22 protein-coding genes are annotated in these 25,645 nt (G+C 44.0%); 5 read left to right on the forward strand and 17 right to left on the reverse strand.

Annotated elements, in window-relative coordinates; genetic code table 11:
- Nucleotides 1-51: 51 nt before the first annotated feature.
- The 15 genes from HMPREF1493_RS03550 to HMPREF1493_RS03620 form a co-directional block, all read right to left on the reverse strand.
- Nucleotides 52-279 (reverse strand): helix-turn-helix domain-containing protein, encoded by a 228-nt coding sequence (locus HMPREF1493_RS03550; RefSeq protein WP_035427876.1) that lies wholly within the window; start codon nt 277-279, stop codon nt 52-54.
- Nucleotides 280-420: 141 nt separating this feature from the next.
- A complete protein-coding gene (locus HMPREF1493_RS03555; protein WP_035427878.1) occupies nt 421-2,403 on the reverse strand; it encodes a DUF2207 domain-containing protein in 1,983 nt (660 codons plus the stop codon).
- A 55-nt stretch (nt 2,404-2,458) separates the two neighbouring features.
- Nucleotides 2,459-2,752 carry a YgiT-type zinc finger protein gene (locus tag HMPREF1493_RS06950; RefSeq protein ID WP_353573414.1) on the reverse strand — a complete coding sequence of 98 codons (294 nt, stop codon included), beginning with the start codon at nt 2,750-2,752 and terminating at the stop codon, nt 2,459-2,461.
- Between the two features lie 354 nt (nt 2,753-3,106).
- Nucleotides 3,107-3,526 (reverse strand): hypothetical protein, encoded by a 420-nt coding sequence (locus HMPREF1493_RS03565; protein ID WP_051485254.1) that lies wholly within the window; start codon nt 3,524-3,526, stop codon nt 3,107-3,109.
- Between the two features lie 35 nt (nt 3,527-3,561).
- A complete protein-coding gene (locus HMPREF1493_RS03570; RefSeq protein WP_035427880.1) occupies nt 3,562-5,619 on the reverse strand; it encodes a hypothetical protein in 2,058 nt (685 codons plus the stop codon).
- Nucleotides 5,588-6,058 (reverse strand): TadE/TadG family type IV pilus assembly protein, encoded by a 471-nt coding sequence (locus tag HMPREF1493_RS03575; protein ID WP_035427882.1) that lies wholly within the window; start codon nt 6,056-6,058, stop codon nt 5,588-5,590. The genes HMPREF1493_RS03570 and HMPREF1493_RS03575 overlap by 32 nt, the downstream gene beginning before the upstream one ends.
- A gap of 180 nt (nt 6,059-6,238) precedes the next feature.
- Entirely contained in the window at nt 6,239-6,703 is a 465-nt protein-coding gene (locus tag HMPREF1493_RS03580; RefSeq protein ID WP_035427884.1) for a hypothetical protein, read from the reverse strand.
- Complete coding sequence (locus tag HMPREF1493_RS03585; protein ID WP_051485255.1) at nt 6,700-6,888, reverse strand: Flp family type IVb pilin; 189 nt, start codon at nt 6,886-6,888, stop codon at nt 6,700-6,702. The genes HMPREF1493_RS03580 and HMPREF1493_RS03585 overlap by 4 nt, the downstream gene beginning before the upstream one ends.
- 15 nt (nt 6,889-6,903) lie before the next feature.
- Nucleotides 6,904-7,515: a type II secretion system F family protein gene (locus HMPREF1493_RS06955; RefSeq protein ID WP_051479301.1), complete on the reverse strand. Its 612-nt coding sequence runs from the start codon at nt 7,513-7,515 to the stop codon at nt 6,904-6,906.
- Nucleotides 7,515-8,450 carry a type II secretion system F family protein gene (locus HMPREF1493_RS03595; RefSeq protein ID WP_232215500.1) on the reverse strand — a complete coding sequence of 312 codons (936 nt, stop codon included), beginning with the start codon at nt 8,448-8,450 and terminating at the stop codon, nt 7,515-7,517. Before HMPREF1493_RS03595 ends, HMPREF1493_RS06955 begins: the two co-directional genes overlap by 1 nt.
- Nucleotides 8,405-9,757 (reverse strand): TadA family conjugal transfer-associated ATPase, encoded by a 1,353-nt coding sequence (locus tag HMPREF1493_RS03600; RefSeq protein ID WP_035427886.1) that lies wholly within the window; start codon nt 9,755-9,757, stop codon nt 8,405-8,407. The genes HMPREF1493_RS03595 and HMPREF1493_RS03600 overlap by 46 nt, the downstream gene beginning before the upstream one ends.
- Nucleotides 9,757-11,055, reverse strand: coding sequence for a CpaE/TadZ family protein (locus HMPREF1493_RS03605; protein WP_035427888.1), 1,299 nt, complete (start codon nt 11,053-11,055; stop codon nt 9,757-9,759). Before HMPREF1493_RS03605 ends, HMPREF1493_RS03600 begins: the two co-directional genes overlap by 1 nt.
- The gene (gene cpaB / locus HMPREF1493_RS03610; protein WP_051485257.1) at nt 11,055-11,882 is read right to left on the reverse strand and encodes a Flp pilus assembly protein CpaB; all 828 of its coding nucleotides are present in this window, start codon (nt 11,880-11,882) and stop codon (nt 11,055-11,057) included. The genes HMPREF1493_RS03605 and cpaB overlap by 1 nt, the downstream gene beginning before the upstream one ends.
- Before the next feature lie 407 nt (nt 11,883-12,289).
- On the reverse strand, nt 12,290-13,474 hold the full coding sequence (gene rsgA, locus HMPREF1493_RS03615; RefSeq protein WP_035427890.1) for a ribosome small subunit-dependent GTPase A: 1,185 nt from the start codon (nt 13,472-13,474) through the stop codon (nt 12,290-12,292).
- Between the two features lie 15 nt (nt 13,475-13,489).
- Entirely contained in the window at nt 13,490-16,174 is a 2,685-nt protein-coding gene (locus HMPREF1493_RS03620) for a cation-translocating P-type ATPase (protein WP_035427892.1), read from the reverse strand.
- A 276-nt stretch (nt 16,175-16,450) separates the two neighbouring features.
- Here HMPREF1493_RS03620 and HMPREF1493_RS03625 point away from each other — a divergent pair, with 276 nt between their 5' ends.
- Complete coding sequence (locus tag HMPREF1493_RS03625; protein ID WP_035427894.1) at nt 16,451-17,455, forward strand: 2-hydroxyacid dehydrogenase; 1,005 nt, start codon at nt 16,451-16,453, stop codon at nt 17,453-17,455.
- 79 nt (nt 17,456-17,534) lie between these two features.
- Nucleotides 17,535-18,977, forward strand: a complete 1,443-nt coding sequence (pyk, locus tag HMPREF1493_RS03630; protein ID WP_035427896.1) for a pyruvate kinase — start codon at nt 17,535-17,537, stop codon at nt 18,975-18,977.
- An 89-nt stretch (nt 18,978-19,066) separates the two neighbouring features.
- Here the strand turns inward: pyk and HMPREF1493_RS03635 are convergent, their stop codons facing one another.
- Both HMPREF1493_RS03635 and HMPREF1493_RS03640 read right to left on the reverse strand, forming a co-directional pair.
- Complete coding sequence (locus HMPREF1493_RS03635) at nt 19,067-20,800, reverse strand: ABC transporter ATP-binding protein (protein ID WP_035427898.1); 1,734 nt, start codon at nt 20,798-20,800, stop codon at nt 19,067-19,069.
- Between the two features lie 12 nt (nt 20,801-20,812).
- Nucleotides 20,813-22,612 carry an ABC transporter ATP-binding protein gene (locus HMPREF1493_RS03640; protein WP_035427957.1) on the reverse strand — a complete coding sequence of 600 codons (1,800 nt, stop codon included), beginning with the start codon at nt 22,610-22,612 and terminating at the stop codon, nt 20,813-20,815.
- A 322-nt stretch (nt 22,613-22,934) separates the two neighbouring features.
- Between HMPREF1493_RS03640 and HMPREF1493_RS03645 the strand changes: the two genes are divergently transcribed.
- The 3 genes from HMPREF1493_RS03645 to HMPREF1493_RS03655 are packed head-to-tail and all read left to right on the forward strand — an operon-like array spanning nt 22,935 to nt 25,586.
- Nucleotides 22,935-23,477 carry a DUF4342 domain-containing protein gene (locus HMPREF1493_RS03645; RefSeq protein WP_035427900.1) on the forward strand — a complete coding sequence of 181 codons (543 nt, stop codon included), beginning with the start codon at nt 22,935-22,937 and terminating at the stop codon, nt 23,475-23,477.
- Between the two features lie 53 nt (nt 23,478-23,530).
- A complete protein-coding gene (locus tag HMPREF1493_RS03650; protein WP_035427902.1) occupies nt 23,531-24,235 on the forward strand; it encodes a response regulator transcription factor in 705 nt (234 codons plus the stop codon).
- A complete protein-coding gene (locus HMPREF1493_RS03655; RefSeq protein ID WP_035427903.1) occupies nt 24,216-25,586 on the forward strand; it encodes a sensor histidine kinase in 1,371 nt (456 codons plus the stop codon). The genes HMPREF1493_RS03650 and HMPREF1493_RS03655 overlap by 20 nt, the downstream gene beginning before the upstream one ends.
- The last annotated feature ends 59 nt before the right edge of the window (nt 25,587-25,645 follow it).

The following is a 25,645-nucleotide window of genomic DNA, read 5'->3' on the forward strand; positions in this document are numbered from 1 at the left end:
TAACAAGCACATCTTTCATAGGGATCTTGCATTAAAAAATTGGACTAAAAACTATCGATACGTACGCAACGCTTCGATAAGTTCGGAAGCTTCTATACCTAAGGCTTCGGCAAAAGAAAAAACTTCTCCGAGCTTAACGCCACGCTCGCCTGATTCAACCTTTGATATAAATGCTTGATCTCCAGCAAGATGCTCAGCAACCGCCTCTTGGGTAAGACGTTGCTTCTTTCGCAAATCGCGAAGGCACTGGCCCACTAATCTGTTAGATATCTGCTCCATAAGTGCAGCGTAAAACTATCAACTCAAATATGCCAAAATCGCATATTTTCTAAAAAAAGAAATTCTCCCCGATTAGTTCACGGGGAGAATTAAGACCTTTAAACGTTGCTTCTTGCAGTGTTTATTGAAGCGTTTATGGCGTTAGAAACCGCCACCGCCACCGCCACCGCCGAAGCCGCCGCCTCCTCCGCCGGAGAAGCCGCCACCAAAACCACCGCCGGAGCTTGAGTTAGAAGAAGCAAGTGCCGCTGTTGAGACGGAATGAGCAGCTGTAACGCTCTTAGTTACGCTCTCAATTGCATTGGTTCGCATGCCATTTCCATAGTAATACCAGCTATAAACAGGCATAAACTGAGGATCTTTGAGCATCTCTGGCATTGCAACTTTCAGCTGCTCGATAACCTTATCCGCAACACCAAGCGCAACTGCCATAACCAGAAGCCTATTCCAGAGAATGACATCGGTTGGAATTGCTTCGTGCAGGTTAGTGAACTCAGTAAGCCACTTTCTTAGCGCACGAGTCTTAGCGAGCGTCTCAACACCTTCTCTGTTCATTAAATCGAAAGAGCCAATGTTTACAAGTGCAACCAGGCCGGCAATGACAAGAATAAACAGATGTAGTAGTAGATTGGCAAATGAAACATCAGCCATAACACCCATCATGAATGCAGCAGCGGCAACAAGAACATCGACAGCAATCAGAGCACCAAGAATTCCCTTACCGTGGAATGGAATCTTATTTGTTCCATACTTAGCAGCATAGCTAAGCTTGATGGGGCTCTCCCAAGACTCATATGCCTTATTAAAATCTTCTGGATGTGATGAAGCATACTTACCAATTTGTTTCATGGTAACAGTAGTATTTACCGCTCCAGATTCTCCAGCCTTATCAAAGATTAGCTTCATTGCCATGATATCAATCTTATTTGACTGTGAACTGCCAGGGTAGAAAGGCTGCTGGCTTTCTGAAAGGTCTTGAACCTTTGTAAGACAATAATCAGACTTCTCCATACCAAGGAAGTTTGTACTAACCGTCTTATTCAAGCTAATGTACTTTGAATCAGAAAGGTGCATAAGGGTTGCTGTCAGAGCGTCTCCCTTAATTAACTCACCGTTGTAAAGCATGGAAAGGACTGCTGGGTGATCATTAGATGGGACATCTCTGTAGTAAAGGTCATTAAACTGAGGGGTCATAACCTTTTTGTATTTAATACGCAGCAAGATTGCTGCTACAACGGTGATAGCTGCAAGTACTAATGGTGCATAAAGAATAAGAGCTACCTGAGTTTTTGCAACATCACGCTTGTGATTTGCCTCGTCAGCCCACGCTTGTTCCTCAGACAGAATGCTGCTCAGTTTATTCTGCTGAATGGGAGTTAGCCCAGAAACCCAATCGGTTGGGAACGTAATACGAGCTTCCGCAAACTCATCAGTTCCCACGCCAGGGACTTTGTAGACGACCGCATTATTGGTAATTTCTACATTCGCGTCTAGTGGACCATGTCCCCAAGCACGAACTGTATCTCCAGCCACAATTGACTGTCCTGAAGGAACAGGAAGATGAATAGTAGCCGTTACATTGCGAGACTCTGAATCCCAGCCATCAGATACAAATTTCCAGTACAACTCTGCAGTATCAGACCAGTTTGTTACAACATTAGTAATGTCATACTCGATAGTTATATGTGCATACTCATCATCATGTGCTGAATAAATCTTCAAGTTCAACATATTGCCTGATAGAGTGGGAACATAATACTCGTCTGAGCTGGCACTATTTCCATTTGAGTCTTTGCTGTAAAGCTGACGCGTTCCCTGCTTATCCTGAACGGTAACTGAAGTAATGTTTACTTCAACGTTCTGCCCATTATATTTATTCTTTCCAACTGGAAGATTCCAATAGACACCGTGAAAGCTTCCTCTGAAATAGAATGTACGAGTTTCTACGACATGCAACGTTCCGTCCTTTTGAACCGTCGCATCAATATTTACCGTATCTATTGAAAGGTCACGTGCAAATGCTTTTGCCGGTGCAATTAGAAACGCAACAGCCAAAAGCATTACGCAAAGCGCAATCCTTACAAACTGGCTCTTTTTAGAAGAGCGAAGCGAAACTTTATACATGAAAACTCCTTTATGTTACTTTCGCAACTCTTCCTAAAAGGATACCACGTACTAATTAATCTGCTGGTGAATATGAGTTATCCAGTTCAAACAAAGCAGGTGGCAGTCCTTTATCCCACTCCTCTCCTACTTCCTCAGAAAGCAAATACTCATCAGTTTCTATAAGAGGAAGGTTAGCAATTCTTTTATTTCTTGATGTTTCGAGATTGCATACAAGCGAGCTTGGGCCGCTGAAGTCTAGAAGGCACCCGTAACAAATTCTCATGTCCTGAAATAACTTTTCTCCGCATCTGGGGCAAATTTTGACGGAGTAGTTTTCTATAGCCATAGCGACTCCTTCTTTCAACATTGCTTTCCTCGGTACTTATTTCTTGAATGAGCACTTTCTGTCCCACTTCAAACCATGGGAAATCATCAACTGATGGTCTTTCAAATGTGCAATAGGCGCCTGCGCAGCTATGAATTTGTTTAGGCTGTACTCGTCTCCGAATTTTTAGAATTTCTCCATGATCATCTGCAAATGCAATATCAATCGGATATGTCATTCCAAAAGTATGAACTGAAGAACACCTCAGAAGTAATACTGGAGGAGCTGTTATCTCGGTACCCAAAAGCCCAACGAACTTTTCGAAGCCCCCTTGTAACAATTCAAAAATCTGTTCAGAATTAGGGGCTTCTTCTATCGACACTTGTACGTTCATTTTCAAATCACAACTCCCGACTTATAAGGACTAACAACAATTGAGGTTGTATGGGTAAGACATAGAGGAGACTCTAGTGACACTAAAGGGAGACGCAGGGTATGTGGCCAAGGCTTGTACTTAAGAGTTACTTGGTATTTAGGAAAAATAGAGACCATGTTCCCAATCCCCTCGCTTTCTCCCTCCAATGAGACAACAATGTCGCAATTGTCATCGCAATTAAGAGCAGCTTTTATTTTCTGAGTTAAGTTTTCTAGTGCTCCTCCATCTGTGGAATGACTAGAAGAAATTCCATGAGCAATAATTTGATCCGCCGCAACACGGTCAAACTTTGAGCACATATCTGCAAACTTAAATAAATTGATTGCAATTAGAGCAACCACTAATACAACCGGAAGAACCAATGCAGTCTCAACAAACATTTGCCCTTTTTGGCAACAAAGAAATTTCATTTTTCTCATATGCCACCAAAAACTTTCTTAACATCAATTTCTAAAGGAATCTCAATATCAATGACAGGAATGGTCAGCTTTGCAATTGTGATTTTGTCAGGCAAATACTGGAGAGAAAACGCACCAAGTGAACGAGCTAAAGCAATTGGATCTGATGTATTAGGTATTTTCTGAACTAGTTCACGAATCGTTGATTCTTTCTCAAAGCCAGCTTGTTTCAAAACACTTTCTGTATTAACAAGAACAGGCTTCATTTGTCTTAAATCACTTGGCTCTAATCCAGCGTCAATAACTATTTGTTTCAAAGCACTCTGTAATTTGGAGCCGACACTTCCACCTGTTATTCCGTCAACGTTATCAAGAAATTCCGACAGCTTAGAAGACCAAGAAGTTACACCATCCCCATATGAGATTAAAAGAGATCCCCACAAGCTCATTACCTTATCTATGGTCTGTCCAATAAACCCTCCCCTCCTTTCAACCTGATCAAAAAAGCTTGAAAGAACGTTGTTTGTAGAAGAGCTGTCTGGAGCAAGCGTTGCTCCGGATATTGCATATCCTTCTGGGAGAAAAACTGACTGCTCAAGTGTTCCTAAACTTCCTTGAAATTCTGGAGATGAACCTCCTCTTCTCACAAATGAAATACATCCCCAAGCTCCTGGAGGACATAATCTGGGCCTAGCAACCTTTAGGGCATCAAGTGCTTTTTGAAATATTCCAGTTGATTTATCTGCAGCTTCAGACAACTTTTTTCGCAAATCTTTTATTTGCTGACGTGATGATTCATAAACTTCAGACTCTTCGACTACGATTTTCCAGTAATACTCAAACCCGTTATCAATATTTGTCGAAGCAGAAGCCACTCTTCCCACATCGCTGCTCGTAAAATGACAATGTTGACACTCATGAACCGCTCCAGAATCTAAATCTTGTAGCGATGCAAATCCCGCGTTTTCTCCTGTTGCTCCTGGACAAGACCTATGAGCATGAATGGTTTTCTCGCCATTTTCATAGGTGCAAGGCCAAATAGGCTTTAGATACAGGTCTGTTTTCTTTGTCTCCTCTAAGTTATGTGGCAATCGAGGTAAATTCATATCGACCTCACCATCAGCTGTTTCTTTATAAAATCCTTTAGAAAGTTCCGTAAACGCAAAGTTGTAAAACGCTTTTCGTATAGCAGAATCACGTAATTCTTCTGCAGTGCTTCCATTGACAATTTCTTGATCATATCGAGCTCTGTAATATGCTCTAGCTCGCTTTAAAGCGATACCGAACGTCCAAGAAGTTGGCGACGGGATAGATGGATTTATATCCCCAGAAAGACCAGCGAGATGCTCTGCTCTTTCACGCATAGAATACGGACCTCCACCGCAGTCTGCCTCCCACGCCCTCTTTTTAGATGTCTCTGCTTTACTTTGTAACTCTTCAATCTGTTTTGCTATCTGCTGTAATAGCTCGCTCTGTTCTTTTAATTCATCTGACGAAACGTCGCTATTTAAATGTCCAAAATCAGATTGTGACTGAGCGGGAAATAAAAGAGCTGATCCCACGAAGTTACCCGCATCAGTAGAGTTCTTTTGTATACAAGAGCTCGCCGCCATTGCTGCAAAAACTGGAAGCATTTTTTCAGTTTCCTCTAAGCCTTCACAAGCTGAAGTAGCAAATTTTTTACGCGCTTCAAGTGTCTTAAAACCTGCATCACACAATTTAGAACCCGCTGAAGCTAAACCTGGAACACATGAAGCAACCAATCCGGCTCCAACACATAACAATCCTGATAACCCAAGACTCAAAATGCTTGCATCAATTACCTGCGCAATAGTTGTGTATTTAGCTACGACATTTTCTCCTGCCATAGAAGCCGCATCTGCTATTGACTGAGTTTTGTATGCTCTCGATGAAACCCAAGCGACCGATACCAGTGCGAATACAAGCGCTAGACATACTAAAATCGCACTTGCAAAAGCGATTGACGTAATACCGCCTTTATCGTCTATAAACATGGAAAGTCCAAGCTTTATTTTCTTATGTTTATCCTTTCCAAAAGGCAATCCAATCCGCATAAGAACCCTCAATCCAATCTGGATACGTACTAGCAGATAAACTTGAATGCAAGACAATCCCTTGGTTATCCGTCTGACCTGCAAGGAATAAACACCAGCCTATTGGCGGCATCGCTGCCACATGACCCGTAATTTCAATCAAGACATCGTTTTCTTTTTTATCAATAGAGATATTCCAGTCCTCATCTCCACCCTTATGAAATAGAGGTATCTCTGGTATAGCCTTAAGTCTGCGTTTGATATAGGACTCTATTAACTCAGCGTCAGAAGACGTTGTTGCTACTCTTAATCCTTCTGCACAGGCTCCATCCATAACTGTCTTTGTATAGAGAATGCAAACAGGTTCTACAAGCAATGCAATAATCATCAGAATAACGGGAAATAAAAGTGCTGCTTCTACTGACGCTTGACCAGCATTCTGTTTAAAACGAGAGAACATCTTTGGCTAAATCTAAAAGAGAGTCATGCATAGTATGTGAAGCAGCTTGAGTAGCCAGTTGAACAACTGCTCCATTTTGCACAAAGTGATATATCACACCAAGAGACGTAATGACAATTAAGCACGAAAATAAAACTAGAGCATATTCAAGCGTTGCTTGTCCTTGTGTATTCTTAACACCTAGTTTGATTGCTCTAATAGATTCTTCGCATCTTGAGTGGATATGTGACATGTTGAGACCCTCCTTATCTCTCCTTGATCAGAAACAGTCACAAGTTCTGACCAATTTCCACCATTAACTAAACAGCCCCATACATTGCCGGCTATGTCTAAATATCCGGAATAAACAAGCACACAATCAGCTCTTTGCTGATAGCCCTCTAAAATACTCTGGGCTTCGTTTTGAATAGTTTCTTTACTATCTCTTTGCACGGAATTCTGTTTAAACAAATCTTCTGCTGCTGCATATGAGATTGGCTGTTCATTGGCTTTTTTGTCGTCTCTATTTTCATGAGTCTGCACATAGTCTGAGCTCGTATTTGATGAATGGTCCTGTTTTCTTGGTAATACGAGAAGTGCAGCAAATAGCAAACATACAGTGACAATAATGAACACAGAATAAGCAGCAGTGCTCTTTCTGCTCATAGAGAATTAATTCCCGATGTAATTGCTTCCCAAAGCTCAGAAATTTTACCTTTAAAAGCAATGATTGCGACAATCGCAATAACTACAAGTACGCCAACTAAAATTGCATACTCTGTAGTTCCCTGTCCAGATTCATCCTCTTTTAAGCCTTGTAGATACCTAAAAAATTGATAGAAGAACATCATCGGCTTTCCTTTCTCTTAAGAAGAAAATGCAGGTCCAAGCAAGGGACCTAAAATTGCAAGTAACATTGCTGGAACAATCAGCGTTCCTAGAGGGATGAGCATTTTAATTGGGATCTTTTCAATTTCCGTTTCTAACAGCGAACGCTGCTCATCGCGAAGAACTGAAGCTTGTCTATCTAATATTTCTGCAAGAGGAGTTCCAAAAGTAAGCGCTTCATTCACAACAGTCGCAAAGCTTTTAAGCGATGGAACTCCTACTTTTGCCGCCATCTGATTGAGTGCTTCTTCGCGAGTAGTAGCACCAAGCTTCCAAGTCATATGAGCATTTGAAAGCTCTCTCGATAATTCTCCAGATTCTCGCAAACAATACAGATCAAGCGCTGAATCAAAAGATAGCCCTGATGACAGCCCAAGAATCAAAATGTCAATCATTTCTGGCATCTCACGTAGGCATGATTTTCTTGTAAACTCAGACTTTGCCCGGAGGCTCATTCTCTTGTGACTTTTTATGCCTCTTATAATTTGCTGATAATAGCTATGGACATCAAAATGATTCAAATTGACGGGAACAACTAGGGCGAGAATACCTATGCATGTTGCAAATAATACGGAGCATAGTAAATCCATCACTTCATTACTCCTTTCATAATGCTTCGAATAATCAAAAGAGCAACGCAATCCATGACCATTGCAATTGATGTGCATATAACGCCCGATGGCGTAAATAAACCCTTTTGAAAGTCCGGCGATAGAAGCGACAAGACAATCAATAAAACAACTGGGAGAAGACATACAATTCGAGCAGATAATCTAACTTGAGCAGTCTTTGTTGCTATGAGCCTTTGATTCTTCTCTTGTAATTCAACTAACTCGGCAGTTTTCTGTAAAAGACTCTTAAGCGGAGACCCTGTTCTATGTGAAATTACTAAGGCGCTAGCCAGCAAATTAACACCTGGAGCATCCAACCTTTCTGCCAAGTCCTCAATAGCTTCTTCGATAGGAAAACCGCACTTGATTTGCATGTCAGCAATATAAAAATTTTCTGATACGACACCTTCTGTGTGTTTACTGACATATTCAATAGATTGTGAAAGTGTGAGACCTGATCCAAGAGCAACGGCGATTGTTCTAAAAATCGAAGGCATCATATGGGCGATTTCTAAAGCAGATTGATGCTTGGCATGTTCATATAGAAAATAAGGAACGAGAAATAACGAGAAAACACCGCAAAGCGTACCTATTGCAGACTCAAATAGAACACCAAGCAAGATGGATCCAGCTATGCCACTAATAAAAAACAGTACGAAAGCATCAGTGACTAAGGTAATCCCATATTTGTAAAGAAAACGATTACGTAGCTGCATTGATGTATAAGAAAAAGGTTCCCATTTGAGCAAGCGCTGGACAAAAGTGCTATTGCGTGCAAATTGAAAAAACTGAACTACATAACCTGTTACTCGTGCATTTATTTGAGAAACAGTTTTTTCCTCACCGTTGCATACAAGAAAATAAATAATTACTCCAAAAACACCTCCTGTGATTGAGGAAGTAAAGACATCCATGAAGTAACCTCCTTTTTATTGAGTAATCCATCTTTTATGGCGCGATTGATAAAAGAAGGAACTTTTACAAAAAGCCAACTTCTTTTCTGCGCGTCAAACGACACCACCTCTTGCACTTCAATTGATCCTGACGAAGACAAGGAGATTTCTGAAACGCTGGTCACATATCGTTTTCCATCAGGAAATCTTTGAGACATAACTATCAGATCAAGTGCAGTGGCAATCTGCTTTTCTATGATTTCTGCAGGTAAGTCCATTCCAAAACGAGCCATCAACACTAGGCGCAATATTGCCTCTTGAGCGGTTCCGGCATGCAATGTAGTTAAAGAACCGTCGTGACCTGTATTCATAGCCTGCAGCATATCAATGCACTCTTCACCTCTTACCTCTCCTACTACAATGCGATCTGGCCTCATTCGGAGCGCGTTTCTCACCAATGATCTAATGGTTATTTCTCCTGTTCCTTCTATCGAAGCAGGACGAGCCTCTAGCCTGACAACATTTGGATGCGAATCGAACTTAAGCTCCGCTGAATCCTCAATAGTGACAATTCTTTCTGACTTTGAAATTTCACATGAAAGTGCATTTAAAAGCGTAGTCTTACCGGATCCTGTTCCTCCAACAACCGCGATTCCCTGTCTGCACTTCACAGCCCAAGACAAAAATCTTGCAAGCCATTGAGGCAGCGATTTCATTTCCACTAACCGGTCCAAAGAAGTAATTTTTCCAGTGAATCTTCGGATAGTTACTGAAGTGCCGTTCACTGCAACAGGGCTTGCAACTGCATTGACACGGTCTCCATTCTCAAGTCGTGCGTCAACAATAGGACTTACCCTATCCAGCCTTCTTCCTAATGGAGATAAGATACGATCCATAACAATCAAAATCTGCTCTTCAGAGTCAAAGACTGTTTTTGATTCAAATAGCTCGCCGTTTTTCTCGTAAAACAAATTGTTGCAGCCATTAATCATGATTTCCGTAACATCTTTATCATTCAGTAGTGGCTGAATTGGACCAAGACCACATACTTCATTGATTACCTGTTCGATTGTTTCCTCATAGTCAACTGACCTAAAAAGCTCGTCCTTCTCTTCATTAACAATTGCTTCACAGGTAACTCTTAGTTCGTCTCTTACACGATCGATATCACTGCCTGTAATGAGAGAAGAAACTGTAGAAAGTCCTAATCGAGAAACAAGTTTTTCTTTTAACTTTTTTCTAGCCTTCTGAAATACTTCTTTTTGGAGTAGTGAGTCATTCTCATCTTGAGCCTCAATTTGCTTAGCAACGCGTTCAAAGACAAGCATTAACCCACCTCCTTCCTCCTATTGAATAAGCTAAATGGCTTTTTCTCAGGAGTTGCTTGCAGGGCAATTTGAGCCTCGCGCAGTTGTGGAAGAATGCCTAACTCGTTAAGAAAATGCGCAAGTACAAAAGAGACCGACTGTGCAAATGAAGTTTCCTCTTGTAACAGCACAGAAAGCTTTCCTTGCTGAATAAGCTCTTGAAACCCTGGTCCGCCTTCAAAAATCCTAAACATCTTTGCAGCTTCAAGACCAACCTCTGCTTTTCCAACAGAGAAGTCCTGTTTAACCCTTGGATTTGCTTTGTTCTCAAGTCGGATAATGCGAGTCCTTGCCACTCCAAGGCGCACTGCAAGTCCACTTACTTTTGCTAAAGAGTTAATACACGTAAGAGGGTTCTCTGAAACAATAACCAGCCTATCTGCACATTGTGCTGCCTGAGCATAGCAATCCGTTGATGCTGTCGTAGTGTCTACGAGCACCAAATCAACCAAACCAGAAACAGCTTGAAGAAAATGACTCACGCAAGGAAAGAGAAGCTCTGCCATTTCAGGTTTTACACAAGGGCCAAAAAGATACAAATTTCTATGGACACAAGTTGCCTTTTCAAGAAGGCTCTCTTTTTCTGAAGGTACATCAGCAACAAGATCAGAGAAGTCTTTTGGCTGCCTAATTCCAAGCTTCTCAAAAGCATTTCCATAAGACAGATCAAAATCAACCAACGCAACCTTCAAGCCCCAAGAAGAAGCAAGCAGTGCCATTGAAGAAACAAGTGTGGTCTTTCCCACTCCTCCTCTTCCTGAAGTGAACGTCAGAATCGGAGCTTTTAAAGTCTTATCAAGAGGAATAAGAGATTGTAGATAGGTATTTAGCTCTTGGATACTGGCAACATAATCTGAAGCTTCTGGTAAAGGCTGAGAAAGCCTGTCAGCCCCGTATGATTGATACCCTCTTCCAACCTTTACCAGATCCCCCAATTCCATAGGGTCAATAACTAAATCAACTCCTGCTTTAGCTGCTCTAGAACGAAGTGATCCAGAAGCGCCAGATCTTACAAGCACTACACAGCGAGCATTTCCATCTTTAACAATTGCAGCCGCTAGATTTATATCCGAAACATCGGAGCCGGTATTACCAATTAAGACTGAATAATCTTGAGGAGTTGAAGAGGCTACAATTGATCTAAGAGATGCTGCTGAATCGGCAAATTCACACCTATTGCTAATTCCCAAGTAAGTAAGAATGGCTCCAATCTCAACGCGTGCGTCAAGACCTACGTATGAGATCCACTTTTCTAACATCACGCTTCACCTCCTGGATTAGTAGACGAATCTGCTTGTGATGCACTGTTGCTGTTTTGGTCGGCTGTTGGAGAAACAGGGTTCTCTGGCTGCACATCTTCACTTGCAGATGATGGGCTTGATTGATTTGTTGTGTCAGATAAATCTTTTGGGTTTTCTTCTTCAACGTAAGAATTGTTGTGTAGTAAGTCCTGAGCATTAATCTTTGACCCCGGAAGAGTAAAGCGGAGTGTTCCTCGAGCATATGCAGAAAGCACAGCAGGAACCTGTTCAGGAGTTAATCCAAGCGTTACAGAAGAAGATGTGTAAAGGGTGCCCTCGGTGTCGTCTGACAATACCGCAATATCCGAGGCAATACAGGTAATAAGAGAATCGGTGACCTCATACGCCGCAAGCTTTGTACCAGCGCTAAGCCTCTCAGCTAATCCGTACTTCTCGCCATGAGAAATAGTGAGACCAACAAGATTTTCTGGAATAGAAATCTGAGAGGCGACTGATCGCAGATGAAGAGAAACAACAGGCATGCCAACTCCAATAACAGATGAAACCGTCCGACCCATAACACTTTCTGGATTAGTAATTGCACCCTCGGGAATCAGATCAGAAATCCAGCTTTTTACCTGGGTATTAGAAGATGAGAGAGTTTCTCCAGGCTCTATTTGTTTTGTGGCCACCAAAATTGAAGTAAGTTCTCCGCCGTATTTTTGTATTGCCTCTGCTCGTGATTTCTCTGCATCTGCACGGACACTTTGTACATATGCAAAGAAACAAAAACTAGCGAGAAGTGCACTCAATACAGAAATCAAAATTCTTGTTTTCTTAGTCACTTTTTGTCCTCCCTCCATTTGCGATATACCGATTGTGCGCTCGGGTTGAGAGAAGGAGGACAAAAACAAAAGATTTACCTGCACAAATATGTCAGATAGCTGACGCAAATCTGACACAAAGTAATGTATCCACAGGCTGCAGCGACGCAATGAAAAATAGGTAATTTAAATTTTTATCTAATTTGAAATATAAAAATTTTTAGAACGTCATAACTGCTACATTTTTAGAAGGATTGTAATGAATGATTTTCTAAGTGATTTACCTTACTCATGAACGAGGGTTGACCCTCCCCATTACTGGGCAGGACCAACCCTCGTTAGTCTCAATATAGCATATTTCCTGCTGGTTCGACAAAAAAAGCACCCTAGTCAAGCCAGAGTACTTAGAGGATTTATGCTGTTAAAACTTAAAGCACAACATCAGGGTCAAGCAATTGCTGGCTTTCTCGCATTTCTTTTGCCAGAGATAAATAGGCCTTTAACTGGGGTTCTGTAATCTTGCCCTCATGCAGGGCGTCTTGAACGCTACATCTTGGCTCGTGAGTATGGGTGCAATCCCTAAATTTACACGTCTGAGCAGCTTCAGAGATGTGTGGGAATATCTTCTGTAATCCCCTCTCATGGCCCACAATAGGCAAGCTTCTAAGTCCAGGTTCGTCCACAATAACGCCAGCGTCAGGAAGCGCTACCATACGGCGAGCAACCGTTGTATGACGTCCTGCCTTATCGGACTCACGAACTTCTCCCGTTTCAAGTGCTTCATGTCCCAAAAGTGCGTTAAGAAGCGTAGATTTACCAGCACCTGATTCACCAAGCACGATGGCTATGGAACCGTAAGGAACAAGGCTACGAACAGCATCAATTCCCCACGCAGCTCCAAGATCTTGGGCGGTCCGCGCAAGATCTACAAGTGCATCGGTTTTCTCGCCCTCAAGCTTTGAGGCTGTTGCAACAATTTTTACTGTAGAGCCAAGAGCTGCGGTGATAGAAGAAATCTCTTGAGCCAAAAGCTCCGGACCTGCCACATCTGACTTAGTAAGCACCACAGCGCAAGCAGCGCCGCAGTCTTTAGAAATAACTGCTGAGCGCACAATACGATCTACCGAGACAACCTCGCCGTCCAAGGCCTGTACTACAAGCACCAGATCAACGTTTGCGGCCAAAGTCTGTTTTTGACCACGAGCGCCGCCCTTCCAGCGAGCAATATCGGTCTCTCGCGGCAGAATGGCCTCGATGATGCCCATATCGTGCGAGTCCGGAATGCGAGCACACACCCAGTCGCCAACGGCTACCGTGGAGTTCTGGCCCTTGGTCACGCGCGCAGCAAACTCGGCGCGAAACACTCCCTGCTCTGACACAACCGCAGGAAATCCCCTATCCAAGCGGACCACGCAGGCCACGGTCATCGTCTGGCGAGAAACCCCTTGAGCTTCAAGCTCAGATACGACGTCTGTATAAGCTTGCGTCTGATCCGACGATGGAGTCAGCTGCTCAAACGCCGGAACGTCCAGCAATGAAGAAAGGGCCGGCAGAGACCCTTGAGTCCTGCCGGCTCCTAGTTTTTTGGAACTTTTTGTACGCTTAGCGGACAAGAGTACTCCTCTACCTTATGCCTTGTTCTTTTGAACAGAACGCATAACAGCCTTATAAAGCTCCATCAGAGGAATAATCGATGCAGCTAAAAGCATTGCCATGGCGTACTCTTCAAAACCAATCTCAGCAAAGCCAAATGCCTGAGAAAGTGGTGTCTCAATTACCACAAAGGTGAGAATCAAAGACATAACAAAAGAACCCCACAGCCAAATGTTTTGGCTGGTTAGCTTAAAGATAGAACCACGCAGAGAACGCATATTAAAGGAGTGGAACATCTCAACCATAGAAAGCGTCAAGAATGCCATGGTCATACCCTCAACGCCAGCCTCTGGGTTAGTAATAACCTGTGAGATATCAAAGGTTCCATACTCAAAGTAATGGCCAATAAAATAGCTGGCAAGGGTGAGAAGAGCAATGATAGAGCCCTGGACAAGGCAGTCAAAACCAACGCCACCTGCAAAGATGCCGTCCTTAGGGTTACGAGGCTTACGCTTCATGATGCCTGGCTCAGCCTTCTCGGTAGCCATAGCAAGAGCTGGCAGAGAGTCGGTGATTAGGTTAATCCACAGAAGGTGGGTAGGCTGAAGGATAGTAAAGCCAACCAGGGACGCAATAAAGACGGAAATGACCTCAGCTAGGTTGGAGCTCAAGAGGAACTGGATGCACTTACGAATGTTGTCGTAGATGCGTCTTCCCTCTTCGCAGGCGCTAATGATGGTGGCAAAGTTATCGTCAGCCAGAACCATATCTGCAACGCCCTTGGTAACGTCGGTACCAGTAATGCCCATACCAATACCAATATCAGCACGTTTGATGGAAGGAGCGTCGTTAACGCCGTCACCCGTCATGGCTGTGACCATGCCCTTCTTGCGCCAGGTATCAACAATGCGAACCTTGTGCTCAGGCTGAACGCGTGCATAAACGCCAAGAGTCTCAATACGCTGCTCAAACTCTTCGTCAGAAATCTTATCAAGCTGTGCGCCGGTGATTGCCTGAGAGCGATCAGTAATAATACCCAGCTCAATTGCAATAGCAACAGCTGTATCAATGTGGTCACCCGTAATCATAACGGTACGCATACCAGCGCTATGCGCCTCTGCAACAGCACCCTTAACCTCAGGACGAACTGGGTCAATCATGCCGGAAAGTCCAACAAAGACCATGTCGTGCTCAAGGTTGGCTGGGTCATAGCTCAAAGGAGCTTCTGTTCCCCAATCGCGACGAGCAGATGCCATAACACGAAGTGCCTGGTCAGCCATAGACTTGTTCTGAGCCAAAATCTCAGAGCGAGCCTCATCGGTGAAGTCAATAATGCCATCGCTTGTCATAATCTTGGTGCAGCGAGCAAGTACCTCATCAGGTGCGCCCTTGGTGTGCTGTACAACCTTGCCGGAGCGGGTACGTACCACAACAGACATCATCTTACGAGAAGAATCAAAGGGCGCCTCGCCAATACGAGGGCGAGAAGAAGCTAAATCACTTGTGGTATATCCAAGTTTTGCAGCGTCTGCAACAAGAGCAGCTTCGGTTGGCTCACCCTTTGCAACCTGCTCCGCATCGTCCCAGGTAGCGTCTGAGCACAGTGCCATGGTACGTACATGTGCATCAAGATTTTCTGTCTCATGACGAACAACAGTCATCTTGTTTTGGGTCAGAGTACCGGTCTTATCAGAGCAGATAACCTGAGTACAACCAAGGGTCTCAACTGCAGTAAGACGGCGGACAATAGCGTGGCGTTCGCTCATTCTAGTAACGCCCATAGAAAGAACGATGGTAACAACAGCAACAAGGCCCTCAGGAATTGCAGCTACTGCAAGAGATACTGCAACCATAAACGTGCTTAGGACAAGGTCAAAGTTACCAAGTATCTCGGCACCATGCTTGATAAAGCCTGTTGCAAAAACAAGCAGTGAGATGACAACAACAAGAATGGTAAGTGTGTGTGAAAGCTTATCAAGCGCAATCTGAAGTGGAGTCTGCCCCTCTTCTGCCTGAGAAATTGCATCTGCAATCTTGCCCATCTCGGTGTCCATGCCTGTTGCAACAACAACTGCACGACCGCGTCCATAGACCACAATAGATCCGGAGTAGCACATATTCTTTCGGTCACCCAAAGGAATATCATCGGTATCTTCAGCAAGACTGAGGGTCTCAGCGTGTTTCTCGACAGGAACTGATTCACCCGTGAGCGCAGACTCCTCTACCTTCATAGAAGCGCTCTCAAGAATGCGGCAATCAGCTGGGACAGAGTCACCCGCCTCAAGCAGAATAATATCGCCCACAACAAGCTCGGTTGAGGCAACCGTCTCAAGACGACCGTCTCTGATAACCTTGCTCTGAGCTGCGCTCATCTCTTGCAGAGCAGCAAGAGCCTCTTCAGCTTTGCCCTCCTGAACAACACCAAGAACGGAATTAATGACAACAACAAACAGAATAATGACAACGTCTGCAACTCCGCCTTCTCCGGTATAAATTCCTTCAGCAGCAGAAATAGCAGCAGCAACAAGAAGCATAATGACCATAGGGTCAGCCATCTGTGCAAAGAACCTTTTAATAATTGATTCTTTTGGCGCTTCTTTGAGCTTGTTGAGGCCATGAGCCTCAAGACGAGAAGCTGCTTCTACATCAGACAATCCAGCTTCAGCATCAGTTTTTTGCGCACTGATAACATCAGCCGCACTTGAAAGATACTCTTTCAAAGTTCCTCCTGGGTTTCTACCTGACAGATTGATGCCCGATCATAATTCCCCAGGAGAGGGGCAAGGGCTCACCAAAGTTGCCGTGTCAGGACCTTACAACGTCCTATCATAGGACCTTACAATGCCCTATCATTTTACCGTATTCTTTCTTTTTTCAAACCTCATAAATATTTCTTAAAACTCCTGTTATGTGGCAAATAATTGTTATCCAAGGGGTACAATAAGTGCAGAATATAACAACATAAGCCAAACGTTAGTTTTGGCAAGGAGGCAGTTATGAAAATCCTGTTTTATGGTGCTCAAAGTTATGACAAGGATTCTTTCAACCTTGAGCTTCCAAAGTATCCAGATGTTTCAATTGACTACATCGAGTCAAACCTTACGCCTATGACCGCAGGCTTTGCTAAGGGTTATGACGCTGTCTGCGCTTTTGTTAATGCAGATGCTTCAATCCTGACTCTTGAGATTCTTGCCGGCTTTGACGTTAAGCTTCTACTTATGCGCTGCGCTGGTTTTGATGCTGTTGATGTTAACGCTGCTAAAGACCTTGGTATTACGGTTACGCGCGTACCTGCTTACTCCCCTGAAGCAATCGCAGAGCACGCAATGGGTCTTGCGCTTGCTGCTAACCGTCGTATTCACCGTGGCTACATCAGAATTCGCGAGAATAACTTCTCACTTGTTGGTCTTGTTGGCGATACCCTTCACGGCAAAACTGCAGGTATTGTAGGCACTGGTCGCATTGGCGCTGCACTCTGCCGCATTTGTAAAGGCTTTGGTATGCATGTTCTTGGTGCAGACCTGTATCCAAACATGAGCCTTGTCAATGACGAGCATGTTGTTGATGAGTATGTCAGCTACGATGAGCTTTGGGAGCGTTCGGACTTTATTTCACTCCACGCTTTCTTGAATGACGAAAGCTACCACATGATTAACGATAAGACCATCGGAAAGATGAAAGATGGCGTTATCCTCGTTAATACTGGTCGCGGTGGACTTATTGATACCAATGCTCTTATTCGCGGCATTCTTTCTGGCAAAATTGGTGCTTGTGGTCTTGACGTTTATGAAGAAGAAAATCCAAACGTCTATAAGGACCGCGGCGCTGAGGTCTTTGATTCAGTTACCTCTACGCTTTGCTCTTTCCCTAACGTTGTCATGACAAGTCACCAGGCGTTCTTTACTCATGAGGCACTTTCTCAGATTGCTCAGGTTACGCTAGATAACGCAACTGCTTTTGCTGAGGGTACTGATTACATTGATAAAAGTGTGGTTTGCTAAGTACCAGAGAAACAAACACTCTGAAAACGGTTACTATTGATAACCGAATGTGATTTCAATTCCTATGAAAAGGAGAGATATGGCTCGCAAAAAGACCAAGATTGTTTGTACTATGGGTCCTGCTACAGAAAGTGATGAGGTCCTTCGTGAGCTCATTCTTGCTGGTATGAACGTCGCACGTTTTAACTTCTCGCACGGTAGCCATGAGTATCACCGCACTATGATTGGTCGCGTTCGTTCTATCTCTGATGAGCTTGGTATTCCTATTGCTATCATGCTTGATACAAAGGGTCCTGAGGTTCGCACCGGTCTTCTCGAGGATGGCAAGAAGGTCACCCTTACTACTGGTGATTCCGTTATTGTCACCACTGATGATGACGTCATCGGCAATGCTCAGCGCTTCTCACTTGACTACAAGAATCTTCCAAAAGAGGTCAAGAAGGGTTCTATCATCCTTATTGATGACGGTCTCATTGGCCTCGAGGTTGATCACGTTGAGGGCACTGACATGCACTGCAAGATTATCAACGGCGGTGAGCTTGGCGAGAAGAAGGGCGTAAACGTTCCTAACGTCAACATTGGCCTTCCTTCCGTCACTGAGCAGGACCGCGCAGACATCATGTTTGGTTGCGAGCTTGGTATTGACGCAATTGCTGCTTCCTTCATCCGTGATGGCGCTGCAGTTGAGGAGATTCGTAACATCTGCCGTGAGATGGGTACTCCTAACGTACAGATCTTCCCTAAGATTGAGTCTGCTCTTGGCGTCAAGAACTTTGACGAGATTCTTGCAGCTTCTAACGGCATCATGGTTGCCCGTGGTGACCTTGGCGTTGAGGTTCCTGCAGCTGAGGTTCCTCACATCCAGAAGACTGTTATCAAGAAGTGCAACGACGCTTACAAGCCTGTCATCACCGCAACTCAGATGCTTGACTCCATGATTCGCAACCCTCGCCCAACCCGTGCAGAGGTTACGGACGTTGCTAACGCAATCTACGACGGCACTGACTGCGTCATGCTTTCTGGTGAGTCCGCAGCTGGTAAGTACCCTGTTGAGGCAGTAAAGACTATGGCTTCCATCTGCAAGGAAACCGAGAAGTACCTGCCAGTCAAGGATGTCTATCACCAGCGTGAGGGTCTTAAGAACGTCAACGGCGCTACAGGCTTTGCTGCAGTTGATATGGCAATCCGTGTTGACGCTAAGTGCATCATCTGCCCAACACACTCTGGCCGCACTGCTCGCCTTGTTTCTAACTTCCGTCCAAAGCGTCCTCTGTATGCAATGTCTCCATCTGATGAGGCAGTTCGTCGTACCTGCTTCTATTGGGGTGTCTATGCATTCAAGACCTCTGAGCAGGGCACGCTTTCTAACACCATGTACAACGCACTGAACGTTGCTAAGGAAGTTGGCGTCGTTGAGACCGGCGACATTGTTGTTCTGACTGCTGGCGATCCTCATACCAGCCCACGTCTTGGTGACTACACCACTTCAACTAATGTTGCTATGATTTGCCAGGTTCAGTAAACCGCATTTCAGCTTTAACGTTATATGCACCCAAGCACAAGCTTGGGTGCATATTTTTACGTGGGATATTTTTAGCGTCTTACCAGCAGTTAGGCAATTTTCCAGCCGACGGTTTTCTCGCGCATGTTAACAAAATCAGCGTAGATGCCGCCTTCTGCCATCAGTGACTCGTGAGTGCCTCTTTGAACAATACGGCCCTTATCCAGGACAAGTATCTGATTTGCTTTACGCACCGTCTTTAGGCGATGGGCAATCATAATAACGGTCTTAGAGTTTGTGAGCTCTGCGATTGCACGCTGAAGTTCAAGCTCGTTTTCTGGATCAACATTAGCCGTTGCCTCATCAAGTACTACGATTGGCGCATCTTTTAAGATAGCGCGCGCAATAGAAAGACGCTGGCGCTCGCCGCCAGAAAGCATTGAGCCACCTTCTCCTAAGCGTGTTTCGTATCCGTCAGGTAGTGCCTGGATAAACTCTTCACAGCAAGCACGCTTAGCTGCGTCAACTACTTGCTCATGAGTTGCGTCTGGATTGCCAAACTTGATGTTGTTCTCAATGGTGTCATCAAACAGGAAAACTCCCTGGAAAACAGTAGAGAAGTTTTGGAGCAGAGCGTCAACCTTATAGTCACGTACATCGCGTCCACCAAGCGTAACCTGGCCTGTATTCACATCCCAGAAGCGTTCAATCAAACGGACAAGCGTTGTCTTGCCCGAACCACTTGGACCTACAATGGCACAAGAAGTACCTGCAGGAATCGAGAGACTCACATCGTCAAGAATTTGCCTGTCGTCGTAGCCAAACGAGACATGAGAAAGCTCTATGTCACAAGAATCCGCTTTCTCCAAACCTTCTCCCTCTTCCATTGCAGGAGTGGCGAGAATAGCGTTTGTTTGCTCCATTGCAATTTCAATGTTACGCAGAATAGTTGAGAAACGACCAGCGGATTCAAGACGGCTAAACAACATAAACGACATAACCACTACGGTTAAGCACGTAGCTGTATCAAGTGTTCCAGATAGCCATAGTCCAACTGATACCAGGCACATAATAATGCTTGTAGCCTTGGAGATAACCATCTGCAGAACAGAGAAACGAAGCGCCTTAAACTCAAGTTTGAGCGCTTGGACACGGCAATCATCAACTGCTTTGGCGTACTTTCCCTCAGCATCATCAATAAGGGAAAATGCCCTTACCACGCTAATGCCGCGAACATACTCAAGGACGGAGCTAATCAAAGTAGTATTTGCGGCCACATAATCATCTGATGTATTACGCACGTAGGCCTGCAAGACCTCCATTGTTATGCAGAAAAGTGCAAACGTAGCTGCAGTTATAAGGCCTAACTGCCAACAAAATACAAACAGGAATGCAACAATAATTGCTGTTAAGGCCAAACCACCAAAAACCATCATATAGAGCAAGCCACCAAGATTTTGCATTACATCTAGCTGGTTGGTCATAACAGCTGTTACTTCTCCAAGGCTATTCTCGTTAAAATAACCCATGGGCAAGCGGCGCAGTGTATCTCCAATTTCCGCACGCTTAGCGCCAGCCATACTGAAATTAGCGTCACAGAAATTCTCACTCTTAAAATGAGCGCAGACAAACGTTCCTATAATGCTCAGAAGCATAACTCCCAGTGCAGAAACTATCGTCTGAGTTGAAAGTGTATCCGTAGTAAGAGCAGTAAAAACTATCCAAAGCGCTGTTATTTGCACTCCTTCAAAGAGACAACCAAGAACGGTAAAGAAAAGGCCCTTGTGGAGTTTCTGGCGATAAGAACTTCCAAATTGAAAGTACATTTTTAGAACAGACAGCATTTTTACTCCCCCTTAAGCCTCGTCGAGTGCGCCAATGTGAGCACGGTACATGGTTGCATAGAGCGGGCATGTCTCCATAAGCTGATTATGCGTACCCTCAGCTTCAATAGAGCCATCGTTTACAACAACAATTTTGTCGGCATTTTGTACGGTAGAAAGACGGTGCGCGATAACCACTAGCGTTTTACCAGCTACCAGCTTTGCAACTGCAGATTCAACCTCTGCTTCAGATTCTGGATCCGCATAAGCTGTTGCCTCATCGAGCATGATAATAGGTGCATTTTTGAGCATAGCTCGAGCAATTGCTACGCGCTGACGCTCGCCACCAGAAAGGTGACCTCCCGAGCCTCCTACAACCGTTTGATAACCATGAGGAAGCGATTGAATAAAGTTGTGGCATCCAGAAGCTTTTGCACAAGCAATTACCTCTTCATCAGTAGCGTCTTTTTTGCCCATCCTGATGTTTTCCATAATGGTTTCATCAAAAAGGTAACTATCTTGATCAACGTAAGCTACAAGGTCTGCGAGTTGAGTTGGAGTGCAGGAACGAATATTTTGTCCTCCAATAGAAACAGACCCTTCATTTGGATCCCAGAAACCTGCGATAAGCCGCGCAACAGTAGACTTACCTGATCCACTTGGACCAACAAGTGCCGTAACTTGTCCTGGCTCAATATCTAAAGTAATCCCATGGATTACTTCATTACTTCCATACGAGAAACGAACATCGCTTAACTTAATTTCAGTCCCTTCAAGTGTGCAGGGAGCCGTGGCTCTCATCTGATCTGGGTAATTCAAAACCTCAGTAATTTCTTTGACAACAGAGCCTACCTGCGCAAGAGAATCCATAAAGCTCATTGCTTCAAAGAGCGGCTGAAAAATTCCTAAAGAAAGCACGGCACACATAACAAACGTAGAAGGAGAAAGAGTTCCCTGAAGCACAAACAAGCATCCCAGAGGCAATACCGTTACTAACGTTGCAGGAGCAATTGATAGCATGGCATCCTGCCAGATTTGGCAGTGGCTCATCCAATCAATAAAAGCATGGGCAGAGGCATAAACAGCTTTTGAGAACTTCTCGTAAGAGCTAGCGGACTGCCCAAAAGCCTTAATTACCTCAATTCCTGACACATACTCAACTGAAGCATTATTCATCTCTTTACCAGTTACGATAGTATTCTGATACCAATACTCGTAGTCTTTCATCATGCCTGATAAACAGGCAAGTCCCACAATAATAGTGAGCAAAGCAGCAAGAGCAAGTCGCCAGTCTAAAACAATGAGGTACACAAAAACCGCAAAAGCAGCCGTAAGGTTTGAAGTGAGCTCAGGAACTGCATGAGCAAGTGTGGTTTCAATACTATCGATCTTCTCGACTAACAAGCGTTTGAGAGAGCCGGAAGGCGTATCAAGCACATATCCCATGGGGATAGTTGTTAGCTTCTTTGCCACTCGGGTGCGCATGTTTGCAATTGTTGCAAACGTTGCCTTATGAGAAACGATAGTTGAAAGGTGGTGGAAGATAATCTTTATCAAGTAGCTGAAACCTGCTATAAGTCCCCAATGCAGGTAAAACGGCCATTCATGAATCCCATTAAAGATACCAACCACCATGTTACCCGCGGCAACATAGGGAACCATTCCTCCCAAAACACCAATAATGGCAAGGATGACAGAGAGCGCGTACATACTTTTTCTGTCTGACCACTCGAGCAATACTGCAACAGGATTTACTTCAGATTGCTGAGGATCCTGTTTTGTATTTTGGTTGCACTCAGTAGCTTGAACACTTTGGTTCTGACGATTTGCCATACCCACACCGCCTCCTGCCACAAACTCACAATGTAGTGTCTGTTATTCTGGCTGGCTTTGACAGAGAAAGCAAGACTTCAACTGCCATAAGTTAGCTATATATAACTATTTAATAGTTTCAAACTGCTGAATAGCTAAAACAAGCTAGTTTTATAAGTAATCGGTAAGTGGTAAGCGCGCTACCTGTAATTGAGACGTGTAAACAATCTCATTAAAATACTTATGAAAGCTTAATCTAACCTCAATAATTGGTTAATCTTTATAAGAGACCATGTATCACGAAGACGAGAGGCGTCTTTAACATCTCGAAAGGAAACTGATCATGGAAAAGCTAGATAAGGTTGAGGTAATTCGCGAGAAGTGCGGCGTAAGCTACGAGGACGCAAAGGCAGCACTTGACGCTTGTGATGATAATGTTCTTGATGCAATTATTTGGCTCGAGAAGCAGGGCAAGTCCACTAAGCAGACTGCAAACTATACTACTGAGTCAGCTGCACAGTCAGACGTTTCTCCAGAAATGGAAGCAGCTCAAATTGCCTACCAAGAATCAAGCAAGAAGTCAGATTTCTCAGAGAACATGTCTTCTCTCTGGGAGAAGTGCAAAGAGCTGTTCCATAAAAGCGTAGAGACAAAATTTATTGTTACTCGTCGCGGTGAGCAGTTCATGGCCATGCCAGTAATTATTCCAATTGTTGGACTATTCCTCTGGGGTGCTACATTCTGGCTACTTATCATTGGTCTGTTCTTTGAAATGCGTTATCACATCCAGGGAGCTTATCCTATTGTTGTTGATGTAAATGAGGCGATGGATAAGGCTGCAGATGCAGCGGGTTCCATCAAAAAAGATGTTATCGACAAAAAATAAAATGCAATTAGTTCCAAACCTAAAATAGAAAACTTCGATATTTAGGCGAGAAAATGATTAAGGTTCTTATCGTTGAAGATGAAGAAAAAATTGCACGCTTTATAGAACTCGAGCTTAAACATGAGGGCTATGAAGTAGACAAAGCTCTTGACGGAAGAACCGGAGCTGAAAAAGCACTATCAAATGACTACGACCTTATCTTGCTTGATGTACTTCTCCCCCAGCTGAACGGTCTAGAAGTTCTTAGAAGGATTCGTCGCGAGAAAAACACGCCTACCATCATGCTTACTGCTCGTGATTCGGTTATGGATAAAGTAGCTGGTCTCGATGCGGGTGCAGACGACTACCTCACCAAACCTTTTGCGATAGAGGAACTACTCGCCCGTATTCGCGTGGCACTCAAGCACCATGAGGCAGACAGTTTGAACTCCCCGACAATTCCTCAAACAGCTGCTACAAGCACCTTTACAATTAAAGATGTCTCGCTTGATGTTGATCGTAGAGAAGTCTGTGTCAAGAACGATTCAATCGAACTTACTACTAAGGAATTTGAAGTCCTCCGTACGCTCATGGAACACGCTGGTGTTGTTATGAGCCGTGAGCGTATTGCTTCTGAAGCCTTGGGTTATGAGTTTGCCGGAGAAACTAATAACGTGGATGTACATATTGCCCATCTACGTGCAAAAATTGACGACCGCTATAACATCAAGCTAATTACTACTGTTCGTGGAGTCGGATATGTCATCAGAGAAGCATAACCAGTCCACCATACAAGAGCATAAAAAGCCTTTCTTTACTCCCTCTGATTCGTCGACAGCTGGAGTAATTACCTGGGGATTTTGGTGGCGTAAGATGATGAATTACGTCGGCTTTAATCTCTTTTTACTGGTAAATATTGCTCTGATTTTTATTTATACGTATAACCAGCATGTTCCACAAGGTACTTTTTACCTAGGATTTTTCCCTACTGAGTCTCACTCTATTTCTCTTACTGGATTCACTTTCTTACACGGACTCTCAAGCCTAAAATACATTGTTCATGGCCCTACTTTTGGCGCCAAAATATTTGATTTAGGCGTAGACTTAGCTCGTTTCTGGCCCATGTATATTGCAATTCTTATCTGGGAAATCATTGATCTGTTGTCATTCTTCGGTGATATGCGCCGTGTCAGAAGAGCTCTTCAGCCCCTCAATACACTTGCACTTAAAGCAGATCAACTAGTAAATAGTGATGTTCTTTCTACCGAAGCTACAACAAATGACGTCCTGGTCAAAAGTGAGAAAATTAGGAGTCTTGAACAGGCAATTGAAGAAGCCAATATCAACGCTCCAAAGATTCAAACGGGTGACCAAGACCTGGCAAGTATTGAGATTGCCTTGAATAAACTGCTTCAACGTATGCAAGAAGCAAAATTGCAACAGATGCGCTTTGTTAATGATGCCAGCCACGAGCTTCGAACTCCTATAGCTGTTATCCGAGGTTATACTGACATGCTGGATCGCTGGGGTAAGACAGACGAGGCTGTACTAGATGAGTCTATCGCTGCACTCAAATCCGAGAGCGAACACATGCATGACCTTGTTGAGCAGCTTCTCTTCTTAGCACGCGGAGACGCAGGAAGAAATACCCTCACAAAGACTAAGCTCAATCTTGCACGGATAACTTCTGAGGTCTGTGAAGAGTCGGAAATGATTGATCCTACTCACCACTATGCGCTGAAATTTGATCAAAGTGTATTGAAGGATGACCGCTATCAGGTGCTTGCTGACACCGCAATGATTAAGCAGTCTATCCGTATCATCGTACAAAATGCCGCTCGATATTCTGCTGCTCAAACCACCATTTCCTTTAACGTCTCATATGACGAGAAAACCGTTCAAGTTTCAATCGAAGATGAAGGTATGGGCATGTCCGAGACAACAGCCGCTCATATTTTTGAGAGATTCTGGAGAGCTGATAACGCACGAATTGAAAGCAACGAAGGTTCTGGACTTGGACTATCCATCGCAAAATGGATTGTCGATAATCATGACGGCTCTATTGAGGTACTTTCACGCGAAGGTGTAGGCACACGTTTTACCATTGTTTTACCTCGAGAGATGTCATAGTGAACCCAAAGGCACATCCAAAAGTAAAAGGTCCTTCTCGCCAGTCGAGAAGGACCTTT

It is taken from the genome of Atopobium sp. ICM42b (genome assembly GCA_000564995.1).
Classification (GTDB): Bacteria; Actinomycetota; Coriobacteriia; order Coriobacteriales; family Atopobiaceae; genus Lancefieldella.